We start from the raw sequence: 18684 nt of genomic DNA, 5'->3' as shown, positions 1-18684 counted from the left end.
GAAAAAGCAAAGACCAGCGACGAATAACCGTCACTAGTCTTTGCTTTTTCTCTTCTATCTTAGGTTCTTAATCTAGACCGATTTCTTCTTTGACTACTGCCGCGATTTTATCGACATAGTAATTAACTTTCTCATCGGTAGGCGCTTCTGCCATCACACGAAGTAATGGTTCTGTGCCGGAAGGACGAACTAGGATTCTACCTTCTGATCCCATTTCAGCTTCTGCTTCTTCGATCACTTTTTTAATTGCTGGAACATCCATCGCACCATTTTTATCACTTACGCGGATATTCACTAATTTTTGCGGATAAATCGTTACCTCTGCTGCAAGCTCAGATAATTTTTTACCCGTCTGTTTCATAATATTCAACAACTGAATTCCTGAAAGCATCCCATCACCAGTTGTGTTGAAATCTAAGAAAATCATGTGTCCAGACTGCTCGCCACCAAAATTATAATCGTTTTTACGCATTTCTTCTACAACATAACGATCACCGACTTGTGTAACGACATCTTTCAGACCGATTCCTTCTACCGCTTTGTGGAAGCCTAAGTTGCTCATCACAGTTGTAACGATAGTGTCTTTTTTCAAGCGATTTTTTTCTGCTAAGTATTTAGCACAGATAAACATGATTTTATCACCATCGACGATATTCCCAAGTTCATCTACCGCGATGATGCGATCGCCATCGCCATCGAAAGCTAGACCAGCGTCTGCTCCTTTTTCAACGACCATCTCAGCTAAACGTTCTGGATGTGTAGAACCTACCCCATCATTGATGTTTAAACCATCTGGATTTGTGCCCATTGTATAGAAGTCTGTTTCAAGATCAGCGAACAAACGATTGACACTTGTTGAAGTTGCTCCGTTTGCTGCATCGACACAAATCGTCAAACCGGAAAGATCGCCATTGATCGTTTGTACAAGGAATTGAGAATATTTTAATAAACCTTCTGGAAATTCTTCTACAGTTCCCAAACCATCAGCTGATGGACGAGGCAATTCATCTACTTCTGCGTCCAATAACGCTTCGATTTCTAGTTCTTGATCATCTACTAATTTAAAACCGTCTGCACCAAAAAATTTGATTCCATTATCCTGCGCTGGATTGTGAGAAGCAGAGATCATGACTCCTGCACTTGCTTTTTGTAATCGTGTCAGATAAGCAACACCTGGCGTAGAAATCACACCTAGTTGGAACACTTCGATACCCACCGATAAAAGTCCTGAAATCAGCGCTTCTTCTAACATTTGACCTGAGATTCTTGTATCCCGCCCCACTAGTACGCGTGGGCGTTTTCCTTCTTTTTCATGCTGGCTTAGGACATAACCTCCGCATCGTCCCAGCTTAAATGCAAGTTCTGGCGTAAGTTCCTTGTTGGCTTCACCGCGGACGCCGTCTGTTCCAAAATATTTACCCATAGTTGTAAAATTACTCCTTTAACTTAATTTTCCGAGGAATTTGTTCTGCTCATTTGTGTTGATTCGCTTGTTTGCGATGTTTCTTCTGTACTCGTGGATGAACTGCTTGTTGCAGATCCCGAACTAGAAGAAATGGACGTTGTTGTTGAAGGTACCGTTACTGAATCAGCAGATGAAGTGCTTGTACTTGTATTTGTATCTTCTTGTGTCCGACTGCTTGTCGAAGCGGAACTGCTGCTTGACGTTTGCATTACGGGTGTAATCTCCACACTGACTGATTTAGGTTTGATACTTAGTCCTTCTTCTACTGGTATTTCGATTTTACGAGTTGTTCGATGACTGATTCCTGAGACATTGATCGGTACAGCGATACTGTCGCCGATTGATGCAAGCAAATCGCTAGATCCGCTTACTTCTGCTTCCAAGTCTGAAAAACTGAAATCATAGCTTTCAACCCCAGCAGCCGGTGTTCCTTGTTGCGTCCCATAAAGTCGTACCGTTTTGCTTGGTTTGATTGCATCAGCTTTCACAGTTACTTGCACTGGATCGGAAATGGTACTTAATATTTCTCCTGCTGCATTCAGCGCTTGTATCGGCACTTTACTATTGATGCCATCATCCGTGACCATCGAAGCATCCACATCAGCTACTACTCGTTTGATTTCGGCCAACGTTTTGTCACCTGTAGTGATAGAGACTTTTTTAGGACTAACGGAAGTATCATCTAGTTCATATCCAGATGGTGTGATCGTTGAAGGGATCAATGTTTCCACATCGAAATCTTTTGTCACCTTTTTCTCAACCGTTACTGTAATAGTCGATGGTTCCATCTTTGCTGTGACAGCACTGCTCAAGTTCTGAATTTTCAGCGGAACTTCATGTGTTCCTTCGCCAAGCTTAGTGATATCTGCAGTGATGCGAAACATCCGTGTATCTTCGTTTGCTTCTGCATTCAACTGGACTCGGTTGGCACTGGAAAGTTTGACCGTCACTGTGTTTTCATATCCATGGATATAATAGCGTTGCGAATCATAAGAAATTTTGATTGGTACACCAGTGACTGTTTGATTATACGCTTCATTTCCAGAAAGCGTGTTTTGAACGGACTGTCCATTTGCATTGAAGTACAGTGCAATACTGAACAGCAATGCAATAAAACTGTAAAGAATACTTGTCCGTTTCTCTTTTGAGATCATTTGCGATCCCCTCCCTTAGTCATACCGTCTAGGAAAGATTGAATCACGTTTTTCTTATTTTTTGTTTTCTCTTCAGCAATTAGTTCTCTACGCAAGATTGCCAAATATTCTTGCTGGGATAAGCCAGCCATCAGTTCATTGTCTAACGTGATGCTGACGTCCCCGGTTTCTTCAGAGACAACGATGGTGATCGCGTCGCTGACTTCGCTTATACCGACAGCTGCCCGGTGTCGAGTCCCGAATTCTTTAGGAATCAACATACTTTCTGATAGTGGAAGATAGGCGCTTGCTACTGCGATCTTTCCTTCTTTTACAATAACTGCACCATCATGCAGCGGTGTATTAGGAATAAAGATATTGATCAGCAACTCCCCAGTGATATCTGCATCTAAATCAATCCCTGTCTCAATATACTCATCTAATCCAGTATGACGTTCGATAGTGATCAGCGCACCGATTTTTCGCTTGGACATATATTGGATGGCTTTGTCAAAAGACAAGATCATCTTCTCATCTTCCTGCTGTTCGCTTTTTGATTGTTTGAAAAGCGAACTGCGTCCAAGATGTTCCAGTCCTCTCCGGATTTCCGGCTGAAAAATCACGATAGCAGCTATCACCCCGTACGTGATGACTTGGTTCATCAACCAAGACAAGGTGTGCAGACCAATGATTTCCGCTACGATTCGGATAACAATAAAAATAGCTACACCTTTCAGAAGCTGAATCGCTTTTGTGCCTCGCAGCAGTTGGATCAGTTTGTATACAAGATACCAGACAACCAGAATATCAAGTATGTTCACCAAAAAATTCAGAGAGAACAAGTCACCGGAAAACATTTGCTGCCAATAGTCCAAATTAAAAAGTTCCCCGATTTGAAATGACATAAAAAGCCTCTCTTCTCTTTTGAGATTTCCTCTCTAGTATATCATATGTTTTAATTTTAGAGGCTGATCTGCTCGTTTTTTTCTTGAGAAAAACACATAATTTTCAAGAAAATTACAAGTATGCGTTTTATTTTTCTCTAGAATAAAATTTTTAAAACCTCAGAGAATTATTCATTACATTTTTTCTGTTATTTTTCACTTTTTTCTTCTGCAACGTGTTCCATTTTTTTACGTCGTTCTGCTCTGGTGGCTCTTCGGGCTGCTCTTCTTTCTTCCGCTTCAAGATCCGTCGTTTTTTCTTTTCTCGTCTTAACGACTACATCAATAGACTCTTCTGGTTCAAGTCTTTTCTTGATTTTTTCTAATTCTCCTGACAGTGCAGCATAGTTGTAAAAACGTGTTTTAGCATCTTGGACAGTCTTTTCAAATAAAGCTTTTGCAAGATTTGGATTTGCGTTCTCTAGCGAGGAAAAGCGAACTTGTTTCCTCATGAAATCAGGCATAGCAGAGAAATCAGGTTTTTTGTAGTCCAAAGTCATTGGTTTTTTGTTTTTTTCGACCATTGTAGGGTTATATCGATATAATGACCAATAACCAGAAGAAACAGCTTCTTTTGCTTCTTTAAGCGATTCTTTCATTCCACCAAGCAAACCATGTGTGATACAAGGTGTATAGGCAATAATCAGAGAAGGACCAGGATACTTTTCTGCTTCTTCAAATGCTTTGATTGTCTGCATTTGATTGGCACCTGAAGCGATTTGTGCTACATAGACATTCCCATATGTGATCGCCATCATCCCTAAGTCTTTCTTTGAAGCATATTTTCCACTAGCTGAAAATTTAGCGATTGCTGAAGCTGGTGTTGCTTTTGATGTTTGACCGCCAGTATTGGAATAGACTTCGTTATCCAAAACAAGGATATTTACGTCTGCTCCGCTAGCAAGTACATGATCGATCCCGCCAAAACCAATGTCATAAGCCCATCCGTCTCCGCCAATCATCCATTGGCTGTTTTTTACGAATAGATCTCTTCTCTTGTATATACCTTCCAATTCAGGGACAATTGATCGTTCGTTTTCGATCGCTGCTTGCAGTTTTGCTGCTCTTTGCTGCGTTCCTTCACTCTCAAAGAGATGTTCCAACCAGTCTTCCATCAATTCTCGCAGTTCTTCTGATACTTTTGGCAATACTTCTTTGATTGAATTTGCCAAAGCCTCACGACGAGTCTGTGCCGCCAGAAGCATACCATAACCAAATTCAGCATTATCTTCCAATAAAGAATTTGACCATGCAGGCCCTTGACCCCATTCGTTTGTCGTATAAGGCGAAGCTGGAGAGGCACCGCCCCAAATAGAAGAACAGCCTGTCGCATTCGCGATCATCATTCGATCGCCGAACATTTGTGTCAATAATTTTACATAAGGTGTTTCGCCACAGCCTGAGCAAGCGCCTGAGAATTCAAGAAGCGGTTGGTTGAATTGTGTCGATAAAACCGTATTTTTCCCTTTCAATGGATTTTCTTTTTGTCTTAGCGTCATTGCAAAAGCCCAATTCATAGCTTGTTCTTTCTGTTCTTCATAAGGTTTCATCACTAAAGCTTTACCTTTTGCGGGACAAGCCTCTACACACAGACCACAACCTGTACAGTCTTCCACTGAAACTTGGATACGGTATTTTACGCCGTCTGCGCCTCGCATTTCTCTCACGATAAATCCTTCTGGCGCTTCTTCCATTTCCTCTTCATCTGCTAAAAATGGACGGATGGCAGCATGAGGACAAACAAAGGCACATTCATTACACATCGTACAGCGATCACTAATCCACTCAGGTACTTCTAAAGCGACACCTCGCTTTTCAACAGAAGCCGTTCCTAAAGGCATTTCGCCAGTTGTCATTCCATTTGCTACAAGCGTACCAACAGAGAGATGATTCCCTTCCTGTGCATTCACCGGCTCAAGGATTTCTTGTACATACCCCCTGTTTCTTTTATTGATTTTTTCAGGCATCACCAATGTTTTCCAATTTTCTGGAATCACAACTTCATGAAGCAGTTCGATTGTCCGATCGATTGCCTGTATGTTTTTTTCTACGATAGCCATTGATTTATGCCCGTAGCTTTTTAGCGCTTCTTCTTTTAGCAACGGGATCACTTCATCAAATGGAATGATGTCAGCTAATTTAAAAAAAGCTGTTTCCATCGCCGTATTGATTCGGCGTCCCAAACCAACTTCTTGGGCCAATCTCATGGCATTGATCGTATAAAACCGAATGTTATTTTCAGCCAAGTAACGTTTTAATTTTATCGGCAGATGCGTTTCTAATTGTTCGTCACTCCAAAGAGTATTCAGTAAAAAGATTCCACCTGGCTTCAATCCTTTGACCAAGTCATAGCTATGCAAGTAAGCTGGTGTGTGACAAGCAACAAGGTCCTCATGCTCGACAAGATACGCTGAACGTATCGGCTTATCTCCAAAACGAAGATGAGAGACAGTTAGACCGCCAGATTTTTTCGAGTCATAATAAAAATAGCCTTGAGCATATTTGTCTGTGTGATCCCCGATAATCTTGATGGCTGATTTATTTGCACCAACTGTTCCGTCAGATCCAAATCCCCAAAACTTTGCCTGGAATGTTTGCGGTTCTGTTAAATCTAGACTTTCTTTTGTTTCCAAAGATTGATAAGTCACATCATCCACGATCCCTATGGTGAACCGTTTTTTGCGTATACTTGGATCTTTTTGCAATTCATCAAAAACTGCCGATATTTGATCGGGCGTCACATCTTTCGAACCTAATCCGTAGCGACCACCAATAATAGCCGGGCGAAATTCAGAATCATATAACGCACTTTGAACGTCTAATAAAAGGGGTTCTCCCCCTGCTCCTGGCTCTTTACTTCGATCAAGAACAGCGATTGCTTTTACTGTATGAGGTAACTTTTGCACAAATGTTTCCACTGGAAAAGGTCGATAAAGATGGATATTCAAAAAACCTGTTTTCCGTCCGTTTGCATTCAAATAATCAACTGTTTGCTCAATCGTCTGTGCAACTGATCCCATCGAAACAATGACCTCTTCTGCATCAGCTGCTCCGTAATAAGTCACCAGATCATAAGAAGTACCTCGTAATCGATTGATCTCTTTCATATATTTTTGTACGATTGCAGGTAACTTATCATAATACGGATTGATTGTTTCCCGTTGTTGAAAATGAATATCTGGATTCTGGTTCGTGCCACTAACTGTCGGATGATTGGGATTCATCCCTCGTTTACGAAAAGAAGCTAATTTCTCCTGATTGATCAAAGGAGCTAATTCTTCATATTCCAAAACTTCTATTTTTTGAATTTCGTGACTCGTACGGAACCCATCAAAGAAATTCAAAAAAGGCAATTCGCCTTCAATGGAAGCAAGATGGGCAACAGGTGCCAAATCCATCACTTCTTGCACACTGCTTTCAGCTAGCATCGCAAACCCTGTTTGTCTTGCAGCCATCACGTCTCCATGATCTCCAAATATATTTAAAGCATTCGTCGTCACTGCCCGACTAGCAACGTGAAAAACACTTGGCAGCAGTTCCCCAGCAATTTTATACATATTCGGTATCATCAAAAGCAACCCTTGTGAGGCGGTATATGTAGTTGTCAGCGCACCAGTTTTCAGTGAACCGTGAACCACGCCAGCTGCTCCTGCTTCGGACTGCATTTCCACTACTTTTACTGGTTGACCAAATACATTTTCTTTTCCTGCTGCTGACCATTGATCGACTAATTCAGCCATGGTCGAACTTGGCGTTATCGGATATATTGCAGCAATCTCGGTAAAAGCATAAGAAATATACGCGGCTGCCGTATTGCCGTCCATTGTTTTCATTTTTCGCATGATTCATCATCCTTGTTCATATTCTCTCTTATTATCTGTTCCATTATAACGTAAAATATTCCATTTTTTCTTTTATTTAGAAAAATATTTCACATACGTCTATTTCAATCATTTTTTTAGAAAAACAATCTAAATCGTTGCCTTTTTTTGTCAGACATGTGTAAACTATAACCGAAAGAGGTGTTTTTACATGGATATATCAGTGATTGATGCAACAAAAACAACTACAGAAAAAGGTATTACTTATGGTTCATCAGATGCTCCTAAAAAAATGATCGAATTCATCAACTTAGCTTGCCCATATTGCCGACAATGGTTTGAAGAATCTCATGAGCTATTGGAAGAAGCCGTCCAAAGCGGTCAATTACAGCGAGTGATCAAATTATTCGATAAAGAAAAAGAAAGCTTGCAGCGAGGAAACGTGATGCACCGGTATATCACGATCAGCGATGGACAACAAGCAATCAAAGAGATCAAACAAACATTCGATACTCAAGACGAGTGGAAACATCTTTCGCTCCAAGGAGTAGCGGATTTTGCAGCAGATAAATTAGGGCTGGCAGAACAAAAAGACGAACAGCTGAGCCAAGCTATCATAAACGAAGCTGAGCAAGCACATATTCGATTTGTTCCAACTGTCATCTTGGGTAAAGAAATCTTTGATGAATCTATTTCAAAAGAAAAACTAAAAGAATTGATCCAAGCAAAATAAAACAACAAAGGGGCTGTGACAAAAGTCTTGTCACAGCCCTTTCCTAGTATGTTTTTTCCGAATAAACGGTGTTCCAGAAGTAGCTTCTGTCACAACCTCTCCACTAAACAGTGTTCAATCAGATATAGTTTCCAGTGATCGTTTGTGCGTTCTTTAATCCTCCTGGAATCCCTTCATAAAGGATACTTCCACCACCAGATCCACCTTCTGGACCAAGATCAATGATCCAATCAGCACTTCGGATCACATCGAGATTGTGTTCAATAACAATGAGCGTGTTCCCTTTATCCACTAAGTTATTGATAATTCGAATCACATTTTCGACATCTGACATATGCAGTCCTGTTGTCGGCTCATCTAGAATGTATATTTGTCCATTTGTTTTCAATTCATTAGCTAATTTCAGCCTTTGTGCTTCTCCGCCAGATAAGGTGTCCATCGGCTGTCCAAGAGTCAGATAACCAATACCAACTTCTTTTAGATTCTCAAGCTTTCGCTGGATCTCTTTCTCATCAAAAAATTCAAGTGCTTCTTCTATGGTCATATCTATGACTTCTACGATATTTTTTCCACGATAACGATAATCTAAAACAGCTGGATCATAACGTTTCCCATGGCAATTTGAACAAACTACCTCTGATTTGTCCATAAAGGATAGATTAAGTTCGATTACACCCGTTCCTTTGCATTCTGGACAAGCCCCTTTAGAATTGTAGCTGAAATATCCAGCATCAACTTGATTTTCTTTACCAAAAGCTTTCCGAATGTTATTCATGATCCCACTGAATGTGGCTGGATTTGACCGTTTGTTCGTATGGATTGGATTTTGATCAATAAGTAGGCTTTCTGGAAAGTCTTTTACAAATACTTGATTGACCAATGTACTCTTGCCAGAACCAGCTACCCCTGAAACAACGGTAAATACACCTTTAGTGATTTCTAAACGAATATTTTTTAAATTATGCAAAGAGCTCTGGCGGCTAATGAAGGTTTCTGAAAATGTCCGTACTTCTTTTTTGATTGGTAATTGATGTCGCAAATAGTTTCCCGTTAACGTACCAGAATCCAGTAATCCATCATAATCCCCAGTATACATGATCTCACCGCCGTGACTTCCAGCATAAGGTCCTACATCCACGATATGATCGGCCACCTTGATGACATCAGGATCATGTTCGACTACCAGAACTGTATTCCCCTCATCCCGGATTTTTTTCAATAAATCATTAAGTAGGTGGACATCTCTAGGATGCAATCCTGTGCTTGGTTCATCAAAAATATACATCATATTAGTCAAACTGCTAGCTAATTGCTTCACCATTTTTACTCGCTGTGATTCCCCTCCAGATAAACTTGAAGTCTCGCGTGTCAATGTCATATAGCCTAATCCAATATCAATCAAATCTTGGATACGTTTTTTGATATTGGCAATCAACGGATGACGCTCTTTGTTATCTAACGTTTCTAGTATTTGTAATAGCGAAGATAATTCTTTTGCTGTCAAATCGTATATATTATAACCGTTTATTTTAGAGTTTAGGACTTCGGGTGAGAAACGTTTTCCTTGGCATTCTGGACAAGTGTCCATCTTGGTATACGTCTCAAGAACCTTTGCTGTTTTTTTCGTTGTCTCTTTTTCAGTATGGACATTGGTTCGCATGAATCGAGTGACAATCCCTTCATAAGTCACATTCATATCTCCCGCACCTGGTATATTGATTCTCTCTGCTTTTCCATACAATAATCGATCGTATTCTTCTGATGTGTATTCGGAGATTGGTTTGTTTGGATCGAATAAACCAGTCTCTGCATACATTTTCCAATACCAAGTCCCTACCGTGAAATTCGGAAGCAAGATTGCTCCTTCATTTAGTGAGCGTGTCGCATCTACCGCGGCATCGATATTCAATGTTATCGTTTTTCCAATTCCTTGGCAGACAGGGCACATACCTTGAGGATCATTAAATGAATACGCATTGGCATAACCCAATGACGGTTCAGCAAAGCGTGAAAATAAAATTCGAAAAAGTGCCTGGATATCCGTTGCAGTACCTAAAGTGGATCGAGCATTTCCTCCCAGTTTCTTCTGGTTGATCAATACAGCTGTCGATAAATGCTTGATCTCATCAATATCAGGTCTGCTATATTTAGGCAAAAAATTACGTGCAAAACTACTAAAAGTCTCATTCAGCTGTCTGCCTGCCTCCTGTGCAATCGTATCAAAAACGATAGAAGATTTGCCAGATCCTGATACGCCAGTAAAGATAGTAATTTATTTTTTGGGATACGCAAATCAATGTTTTTCAAGTTGTTTTCTCGTGCATGAATCAATTCAATATACTCTGTCATCCTTGTTTCTCCTTTAAAATCGATTTTTAAACAAATCTATGGCGAACAACGGGCAGTAATAGGGATTTATAGTTTGACAGAAGAAGAAAAGAAAAGCAAGTAATATTTTGTCAAATAAAAAAACTGATACATCCGCATCTCTGCTTCATGTATCAGTTTTTACATTGGATTACACTGCTTCTTCACGTAGTTTTTCCGCAAATTCATTGATTTTGCGTATGCGGTGATTGATTCCCGATTTGGATATCGCACCTGAGGGGATCATTTCCCCTAACTCTTTCAAACTGACTTCTGGATGCTGAAGCCGGAGTTCAGCAATTTCCTGAAGTTTTTCAGGAAGGGCATGCAGACCGACCTTTGCTTCGATCAATTCGATGTTTTCAATTTGTTTAGAAGCCGCATCGATCGTCTTATTCAAATTTGCTGTCTCACAATTAACTAGGCGATTGACCGAATTTCTCATATCCCGTACAATCCGTACGTCTTCAAATCGTAGCATCGAATTGGTTGCACCAATCAGTGTCAAGAAATCAGCAATCTTTTCTGCACCTTTTAAATAGGAAATATAGCCATTGCGTCGTTCAAGCGTTCGAGCATGCAGTCCGTAATAATTCAACATATCGCAAATGTCTTGGTTATGCTGTTCATAAATGGAAAATATCTCTAAATGATAACGGCTTGTTTCTGGATTATTGACTGAACCCGAGGCCATAAAAGCCCCACGTAAATACGAACGCATTTTTTGCGAATTCCCCATGATCTCGTCCGAAACGTGTCCATTGAACATCATACCATCCATAATATCAAGATCCATCAACACATCTTTTGTGCCTTGCTTCAAGCGGACGATATAGACATTGTTCTTTTTTAATTTCATTTTTTTACGAACGAGCAGCTCACTTCGTACCTGATAATGATCTTTCAAAAGAGAATAGATACGTCTGGCAATTGCAGCATTTTCTGTTTGGACGTTCAAAATAAACTGCTGGTTCACAATACCTAAAGAGCCGTTCATTCGCAACAAAGCAGCTAATTCTGCTTTCGCATGTTCTCGATGAACTTCCAAACCAGTTAGTTCTTTCTTCACATCTGCAGCAAATGACATCCTATTCTCCTCCTTTCTCCAACAATAAATTGCTTAATATTTTGAACCGAAAACTAATCGGAACAATTCTTCTACCACTTTGTCTCCATCATGGAAGACACCACCGTCTTTCAATTCTAAGAAATCGGTAGAAATCACTCGACAGCCTTCATTTCTCAATCCATGGAAATCATGTGCAACTTGTACTAAGTACTCATCATAGATTTCCGGGTCCATATAATCTTCTGGTACTTTTTCCGTATTAACTAGTACCGTGTCGATAAAGGGCTGCTTCAAATGCTTGTGTAAGACACGTATATGATCGGCATCGGTGAAGTGTTCAGTTTCCCCTTTTTGGGTCATGATATTACAGATATACACGGTTTCAGCAGTTGTATTAATCATAGCTTCGCCAATTTCTGGTATCACTAAATTGGGAAGGATGCTAGTGAATAAACTGCCGGGACCTAAAACGACCATGTCGGCATCCATAATTGCTGAAACGACTTTTCGTGCCGCTTTAGCTTCACTTTTATCATTCGTGTTGCAAACATAGACATGATCGATCGTTTTGCGATCAATCGCAATTTTAGATTCTCCTACTGCAGTCGTTCCGTCTTTAAAGACCGCATGCAAGGTCAAAGGCGTTTCTGAAGAAGGATAGACGTGTCCATCTACATGCATCATTTTCGCTAATAATTGAATCGCCTCGTATGTGCTTCCTCGCATTTCGGAAACTGCAGCAATGATCAGGTTACCGATCGTATGATTCGCTAAGAACTGATCTTCTTTTTTAAAACGATATTGGAAAATATCTTCATAGAATTGCGGCATATCCGATAACGCTACTAAGACATTTCTCAAGTCACCAGGAGGAGCCATAGCGATCGATTCTCTGATTGCGCCGCTGCTTCCACCATCATCCGCAACAGTCACTACTGCCGTGATATCTGCTCCCTGATTTCGTAAACTTTTTAGAATAACCGGCAGACCCGTGCCACCGCCAACCACTACGATCTTTGGTTTCCTTATCCGGTAGGTTTTTATTTTCACGACCGGTTCACCGTCTCTTTCCTTTTATCCTTGTCCCGATGTGTCACATTGACTTTATATGTTTTTCCTAAAGCATTTGCCAAACGTTCAGTCAACGCCACAGAACGGTGTTGGCCGCCTGTACAGCCGATTGCAACTGTCAAGCTGCTTTTTCCTTCTTTGATATATCCAGGCAATACAGTTTCCAGAAGATCCAAGAATTTATGGTAGAAAGATTGTGTTTCATCAAAGGACATTACATAATCATAGACTGGCTGGTCTTTACCGGTTAGTGGTCTTAGTTCTGGAATATAATGAGGATTTGGCAAAAAACGTACATCCATCACGATATCAGAGTCAATCGGCAACCCATATTTAAAGCCAAATGATACAAATTCAATTCGAAATCCTTGGTCTCCCTTTGACTTGAAAGACTCGTTGATTTTTTCGCGTAATTGTCGTGGTGTCAATGTCGTGGTGTCAATGATCACGGAAGCTTGTGCTTTCAAGTCGTCTAATATTGCCCGCTCTTTACGGATTCCTTCAGTGATCAAACCGTCCATTGCCATCGGATGCGCTCGTCTTGTTTCTTTGTAACGAGCAACTAGTTCTTCGTCCGAAGCATCTAAAAACAAGATAGAAGTGTCGATGAAGTTCGTATTTTCGATTTCAATCAGCATGTTTTGAATTTCTTCAAAGAAGGAACGAGAACGTAAATCTACTCCTAAAGCCATTTTTGTGACTTTACCTGATTCTTTGATCAATTCCCAGAATTTTGGAATCAATCGAGGTGGCATATTATCGATACAAAAATAGCCCATATCCTCAAAACTTTGGATAGCTACTGTTTTTCCTGCACCGCTCATACCTGTTATGATGACTAATTGCAAATTATCTGTCATATTTACGAACCCCTCTCACATTGTACATAATAAAATTATATCATTCCGGGCGTATCATTACCAGCTTTCTTTCTCTTTTACAAAAAGATTTGGACCAAATATCTTTTAGGATATTTGCCCCAAATCCAAGATTTTTCTACTTTTCAGATACTGTATTTAATGCTTCATTTCTTTCAGCTAATGCACGTTCGATCGTTCGATCCGCTAAAATAGATTGAGCATCGATCACTGGGTAATGGTTATCTTCGGCAAATTCATGCATCAAAGATAATTCCGTGCAACCTAGGATAACTTTTTCACAGTTTAATCGCTCTACCGCTTCCTCCAAAATCTCATAGTAGAGTTCTTGATTCAAGTGATCTGACTCTTTGATTTCATGATAGATCAAATAATTGATTTTTTCTTGAAGCGCAGTATCAGGAATCACTGTTTCGAATCCAAGATTTTTGACTTCGCGTTCATAGATTCCAGCTTTCATACTTCCTTCTGTTCCTAGAATCGCTACTCTCCCTGTCGTATGCTGACGGACAAGTTCATTTGCTGCTTCTCTCGGCATATGCAGGATAGGAATATCCGTTGCCGCTTGTAATTCTTCAAAAAAGTAATGTGCTGTGTTACAAGTCAACACAATGAAGTTTGGTCGCAATAAATTTTGTTTCTCAATATCGTCCAGCAGAAACGGCATTGGATTTTCTTCTGATCGATCTAAAATATAAGCTGTACGATCAGGAACTGTTGCATGATTGAATAAGACATAATTCAAATATTCTTGATCTTTTGTAGCTTTCGTTCGGTGGTTGATCAAGCGAACAAAACTTTCTGTCGCCATCGTGCCCATTCCGCCTAAAATACTGAAAAAATTCTCCATGAACTAGCCTTCTTTCACATGAAAATACTTTTTGAATCTTGGAATATAGTTATGGAACATATATTTCATCAACATCCAGCGCTTGATTGACCGATCTTTTTCATAAAATACAGTAGTGCCGTAACGATTTTCTTTGATCATTTGCTCAGCTAGTTTTTTGTCTTCATTTTCCCGAGCATATTCTAAAAAGATTTTTTTGGGCACACCCATCCATAATCTTGCTTTATCTGATTGATTCGTTCCATAGGTCGTTTCAACAAAGGGTTTGTTGAACACTCGATCTTCTGTGACGAAACGAGCCAGATTCAAGCCGTTCAATGTCACAAAGAAACTACTACGTCCTTGTCTCAAATTGATTTCAAATAATTTATATTCTCCATCTCTAGGATCATACTTCATATCGAAATTGGCAAAGCCGGTATATTCGATTTTTTCCAAAAATGCTTTAATGGTTTGATAGATTTTTTCGTTATAATCTGGCATGATCACAACGTAATTTCCAATCGATGCTGGTGTAGGATCTTCTAACAGTGGATGACCAAGACACATCATCCGAACTTGATGATCTTCATCTACATACGAATTTAGCACACGCATATTACTATCATCACCCGGGATAAAATCTTGTACGATCATTTCACTAGTATAACCGGCTTCATAGATCCGACCTAAGATCAAATCAAACTCTTCTCTCGTTTCTAGAATAAACGCTTTTTTTCTTCCTTCAAATTGAACAGAAAGGTACTCCACACTGTTTGCGGGTTTCAAAGCAACCGGGAATTCAAAAGGCAATTCCTGTTCTAAGCGTCCATTTACTAACATTTCTTCTCTGACAATCAATGTTTTAGGATACGGAAGATCATATTCTTCACAAACTTCATAAAAGCTTACTTTATTGATCAGTCTTTCAAATAAAGAATAATCAATATACGGACAGATAAAATATTCTGACAGCTCTTGCTTATGTTGAGAGATCAATTCTGCATACCCATCACCACAAGCGATCAAAAGATATTTTTTACTCTTATCAGAATATCTTTCTTTTGCCAAACGAAGCATCGTCTCGATAAATACAGGGTCTTTATCAAATCCTGGAATGACTTCTACATTGACGATTTTACTGTAGCGGGTAGGGGCTAATTGATCAGAAGCATATGCTTGGCAGACTTTGCCGTATGCTTCATTAAAAGAACGTGCCATACCATAAACGTTCATGTCGCTTCCTAATAATATAGGGATAAATTCTTCATTTTCAATACTGTTCATCATTATCTCTCACTTACTCATAATCTCTTGTTTTTCTTTTCTAACTACACAAGGAATATCATACCATAAAGAAAAAAGCAATCAAAGGAAACTCCTCCGATTGCTCAATTCTTTTTTGAACGGATTGAACTTATAGGAAGTTTTTATCTATACCAATCAGTGTAGAAAGAACTACCATGTAATGATTCTAGAACACTGGTATTAAGAAAACAAGCAAAAATTCATTTTTTTATGTTTTTTTAACTATCTCAGCAATCTTTCTTCTTTATACCATTATTTTTTTCAAATAGTGACCTGTATAGCTTTCTTTTACATCAATGATTTCTTCTGGAGTTCCAGTCGCAAGGATCGTTCCTCCGCCTTCTCCGCCTTCTGGTCCTAAATCAATGATATGATCGGCTGTTTTGATTACATCTAGATTGTGTTCGATCACTAAAACTGTGTTACCAGCGTCTACTAATCTTTGTAACACTTGCAGCAAACGGGCGATATCGTCGCTATGAAGACCAGTCGTTGGTTCATCTAATATATAGAAATTCTTTCCATTAGAGATTTTGTGTAATTCACTGGCAAGTTTCATCCGTTGCGCCTCGCCACCGGACAATGTCGTTGCTGGTTGCCCCATCGTCACATACCCTAAGCCAACATCAACGATCGTTTGCAGTTTGCGATGGATCTTTGGAATATGCTTGAAGAATTCTACAGCATCTTCTACCGTCATTTCCAAAACATCTGCAATGCTTTTTCCTTTGTAATGTACTTCTAATGTTTCAGAGTTATATCGTTTGCCATGACATACTTCACAAGGAACATAGACATCAGGCAAAAAGTGCATTTCGATCTTAATAATCCCATCCCCGCGACACGCTTCACAACGACCGCCTTTTACGTTGAAACTAAAACGACCTTTCTTATATCCCCGCATTTTTGCCTCGTTTGTTTGAGCAAATAACCCACGGATATCATCAAAGACACTTGTATAAGTCGCTGGATTACTTCTCGGCGTCCGTCCGATTGGGCTTTGATCGATGTCGATGATCTTTTCGATACTTTCGTAGCCGGAAATTGTCTTGAATTTACCTGGCTTGGCAGAATTCTTATTTAATTTCTGCGCTAATGATTTCTTTAAGATACTATTGACCAATGTACTCTTTCCAGAACCAGACACACCTGTTACTGCTACAAATTCTCCTAAAGGAAATTCGACACTGATATTTTTCAGATTGTTTTCTGAAGCACCAGTAATCTTGATTGCTTTCCCATTACCTTTACGGCGTTCTTTTGGCACCGGGATCGATTTTTTCCCTGAAAGATATTTCCCTGTCAAAGAATTTTCATCATTAGCTACTTCTTCAGGAGTACCTGCAGCAACGATTTGTCCGCCTTGTTCCCCTGCTCCAGGTCCGACGTCAATCAGATAATCTGCTGCCCACATCGTATCTTCATCATGTTCGACCACAACGAGTGTATTGCCAAGATCACGCATTTTCTTCAATGAGCCAATCAGTCGATCATTATCGCGTTGATGCAATCCGATCGATGGTTCATCTAAAATATACAGAACTCCAGAAAGATTCGATCCAATTTGCGTAGCCAATCTGATTCGCTGTGCTTCTCCTCCAGATAACGTTCCAGAAGCACGACTCAAGGTTAGATAGTCTAATCCGACATTTTCTAAGAATGAAAGTCTGTCATTTACTTCTTTTAAAATCGGTTTGGCAATCACTTTTTCTTGTTCAGATAATGTAAGGTTTGAGAAGAAGTCTACTGCTTTTTGGATAGACAATTCATTTGTTTGCCCAATATTCGTTCCATTGATTTGAACAGATAATGCTTGAGGATTCAAACGATAACCTTTACACGTCTGACAAGTCAATTCGGTCATATAAAGACGCATTTGCTCACGCGTGAAATCACTGTTCGTATCATGATAACGACGTTCGATATTTTTCAATACTCCTTCGAAAGTTGTTTCTACATCGCGAACGCCACCAAAATCATTTTCATAATGGAAATGGAAAAGTTCATCTGTCCCATTTAAGATGATCTCCTGATGTTCTTCCGGTAATTCTTCGAATGGTGTATCCAAATCGATACCGAAACTTTCGCAAGCCTGCGCTAACATTTGAGGATAATATTGAGAGCTGATTGGGTTCCATGGAACGATTGCACCTTGACTAAGCGTCTTCGTTCTATCTGGAATGACTAAATCTTGATCGACTTCTAATTTGACGCCTAAACCGTCACAGTCTGGACAAGCTCCAAAAGGCGCATTGAAGGAGAACAGTCTTGGTTCTAGTTCACCAACAGTAAATCCGCAATAAGGACAAGCATAGTGTTCACTAAACAACATTTCTTCTTCGCCAATCACATCAACCAAAGCATAGCCATCTGCCAGTCGCAAGGCTGCCTCTAAAGAATCAAATAGACGAGAACGAATCCCTTCTTTCACAATGATCCGGTCGATGACGATCGCGATATCATGTTTTTTATTTTTCTCCAGCTCAGGCACTTCACTTAAATCATAGATTTCACCATCGACTCGAACGCGGACGTATCCCTCTTTTTGGATTCTTTCGAATATTTTTTTATGTTGTCCTTTTTTCTTTACCACGATCGGTGCCAATACTTGGATCTTTGTGCGCTCAGGCAAATCCATTACTTGATCTGCCATTTGATCTACTGATTGACTGGTAATCTCGATATGATCGTTGGGACAAATCGGATGTCCTACACGAGCAAACAACAAGCGTAAATAGTCATTGATTTCCGTCACAGTACCTACTGTCGAACGAGGGTTTTTACTTGTTGTTTTCTGATCAATAGAAATCGCCGGACTCAATCCGTCGATGCTGTCTACATCTGGTTTATCCATTTGACCTAAAAACTGGCGGGCATACGCAGAAAGACTTTCTACATATCTCCGCTGTCCTTCGGCATACAGTGTATCAAATGCTAAGGAACTTTTTCCAGAACCGGACAAACCTGTAACGACCACGAATTTGTCTCGTGGAATCGTGACATCTATATTTTTCAAGTTATGGGCACGTGCACCATGAATCGTAATTTTATCGTTAGCCATGTTGT

The 18684-nt window shown here is 39.9% G+C and carries 11 protein-coding genes and 1 pseudogene; 1 reads left to right on the top strand and 11 read right to left on the bottom strand.

The features are described 5' to 3' along the window. Positions 1-67: 67 nt before the first annotated feature. The 4 genes from glmM to nifJ all read right to left on the bottom strand — a co-directional run bounded on the left by glmM (position 68) and on the right by nifJ (position 7384). Positions 68-1423 carry a phosphoglucosamine mutase gene (gene glmM / locus IGK53_RS05480; protein WP_430605029.1) on the bottom strand — a complete coding sequence of 452 codons (1356 nt, stop codon included), beginning with the start codon at positions 1421-1423 and terminating at the stop codon, positions 68-70. Between the two features lie 23 nt (positions 1424-1446). Beyond that, positions 1447-2619: a CdaR family protein gene (locus IGK53_RS05475; protein WP_002329309.1), complete on the bottom strand. Its 1173-nt coding sequence runs from the start codon at positions 2617-2619 to the stop codon at positions 1447-1449. Next, the gene (cdaA, locus tag IGK53_RS05470) at positions 2616-3503 is read right to left on the bottom strand and encodes a diadenylate cyclase CdaA (protein ID WP_002329310.1); all 888 of its coding nucleotides are present in this window, start codon (positions 3501-3503) and stop codon (positions 2616-2618) included. The genes IGK53_RS05475 and cdaA overlap by 4 nt, the downstream gene beginning before the upstream one ends. 188 nt (positions 3504-3691) lie before the next feature. Continuing rightward, on the bottom strand, positions 3692-7384 hold the full coding sequence (gene nifJ / locus IGK53_RS05465) for a pyruvate:ferredoxin (flavodoxin) oxidoreductase (protein WP_430605028.1): 3693 nt from the start codon (positions 7382-7384) through the stop codon (positions 3692-3694). 190 nt (positions 7385-7574) lie between these two features. Here nifJ and IGK53_RS05460 point away from each other — a divergent pair, with 190 nt between their 5' ends. Beyond that, a complete protein-coding gene (locus IGK53_RS05460; protein ID WP_002329312.1) occupies positions 7575-8096 on the top strand; it encodes a DsbA family protein in 522 nt (173 codons plus the stop codon). 118 nt (positions 8097-8214) lie between these two features. Here the strand turns inward: IGK53_RS05460 and IGK53_RS05455 are convergent. The 7 genes and pseudogenes from IGK53_RS05455 to uvrA all read right to left on the bottom strand — a co-directional run bounded on the left by IGK53_RS05455 (position 8215) and on the right by uvrA (position 18679). After that, a pseudogene (locus IGK53_RS05455) lies at positions 8215-10445 on the bottom strand (ATP-binding cassette domain-containing protein). Positions 10446-10614: 169 nt separating this feature from the next. Next, a complete protein-coding gene (whiA, locus tag IGK53_RS05450; protein ID WP_002289698.1) occupies positions 10615-11550 on the bottom strand; it encodes a DNA-binding protein WhiA in 936 nt (311 codons plus the stop codon). Positions 11551-11583: 33 nt separating this feature from the next. Continuing rightward, a complete protein-coding gene (locus tag IGK53_RS05445; RefSeq protein WP_002329315.1) occupies positions 11584-12582 on the bottom strand; it encodes a gluconeogenesis factor YvcK family protein in 999 nt (332 codons plus the stop codon). Continuing rightward, positions 12579-13463: an RNase adapter RapZ gene (gene rapZ / locus IGK53_RS05440; protein ID WP_002292102.1), complete on the bottom strand. Its 885-nt coding sequence runs from the start codon at positions 13461-13463 to the stop codon at positions 12579-12581. Before rapZ ends, IGK53_RS05445 begins: the two co-directional genes overlap by 4 nt. Positions 13464-13599: 136 nt before the next feature. Continuing rightward, positions 13600-14331 carry an aspartate racemase gene (locus tag IGK53_RS05435; RefSeq protein WP_002329316.1) on the bottom strand — a complete coding sequence of 244 codons (732 nt, stop codon included), beginning with the start codon at positions 14329-14331 and terminating at the stop codon, positions 13600-13602. 3 nt (positions 14332-14334) lie between these two features. Next, the gene (locus IGK53_RS05430) at positions 14335-15600 is read right to left on the bottom strand and encodes a D-aspartate ligase (protein ID WP_002329317.1); all 1266 of its coding nucleotides are present in this window, start codon (positions 15598-15600) and stop codon (positions 14335-14337) included. A 262-nt stretch (positions 15601-15862) separates the two neighbouring features. After that, entirely contained in the window at positions 15863-18679 is a 2817-nt protein-coding gene (gene uvrA, locus IGK53_RS05425) for an excinuclease ABC subunit UvrA (protein WP_002314835.1), read from the bottom strand. Positions 18680-18684: the final 5 nt, after the last annotated feature.

The organism is Enterococcus sp. DIV1224, assembly GCF_050555455.1.
GTDB classification, from domain to species: Bacteria; Bacillota; Bacilli; order Lactobacillales; family Enterococcaceae; genus Enterococcus_B; species Enterococcus_B lactis.
The sequence above is the reverse complement of the archived record's forward strand: the minus strand, read 5'-3'. Positions and strand labels throughout refer to the sequence as shown.

Bases quoted from the DNA above. Each gene is read 5' to 3' on its own strand.
- glmM (WP_430605029.1), bottom strand. From the start codon at position 1,423: ATGGGTAAATATTTTGGAACAGACGGCGTCCGCGGTGAAGCCAACAAG.
- IGK53_RS05475 (WP_002329309.1), bottom strand. From the start codon at position 2,619: ATGATCTCAAAAGAGAAACGGACAAGTATTCTTTACAGTTTTATTGCA.
- cdaA (WP_002329310.1), bottom strand. From the start codon at position 3,503: ATGTCATTTCAAATCGGGGAACTTTTTAATTTGGACTATTGGCAGCAA.
- nifJ (WP_430605028.1), bottom strand. From the start codon at position 7,384: ATGCGAAAAATGAAAACAATGGACGGCAATACGGCAGCCGCGTATATT.
- IGK53_RS05460 (WP_002329312.1), top strand. From the start codon at position 7,575: ATGGATATATCAGTGATTGATGCAACAAAAACAACTACAGAAAAAGGT.
- whiA (WP_002289698.1), bottom strand. From the start codon at position 11,550: ATGTCATTTGCTGCAGATGTGAAGAAAGAACTAACTGGTTTGGAAGTT.
- rapZ (WP_002292102.1), bottom strand. From the start codon at position 13,463: ATGACAGATAATTTGCAATTAGTCATCATAACAGGTATGAGCGGTGCA.
- IGK53_RS05435 (WP_002329316.1), bottom strand. From the start codon at position 14,331: ATGGAGAATTTTTTCAGTATTTTAGGCGGAATGGGCACGATGGCGACA.
- IGK53_RS05430 (WP_002329317.1), bottom strand. From the start codon at position 15,600: ATGATGAACAGTATTGAAAATGAAGAATTTATCCCTATATTATTAGGA.
- uvrA (WP_002314835.1), bottom strand. From the start codon at position 18,679: ATGGCTAACGATAAAATTACGATTCATGGTGCACGTGCCCATAACTTG.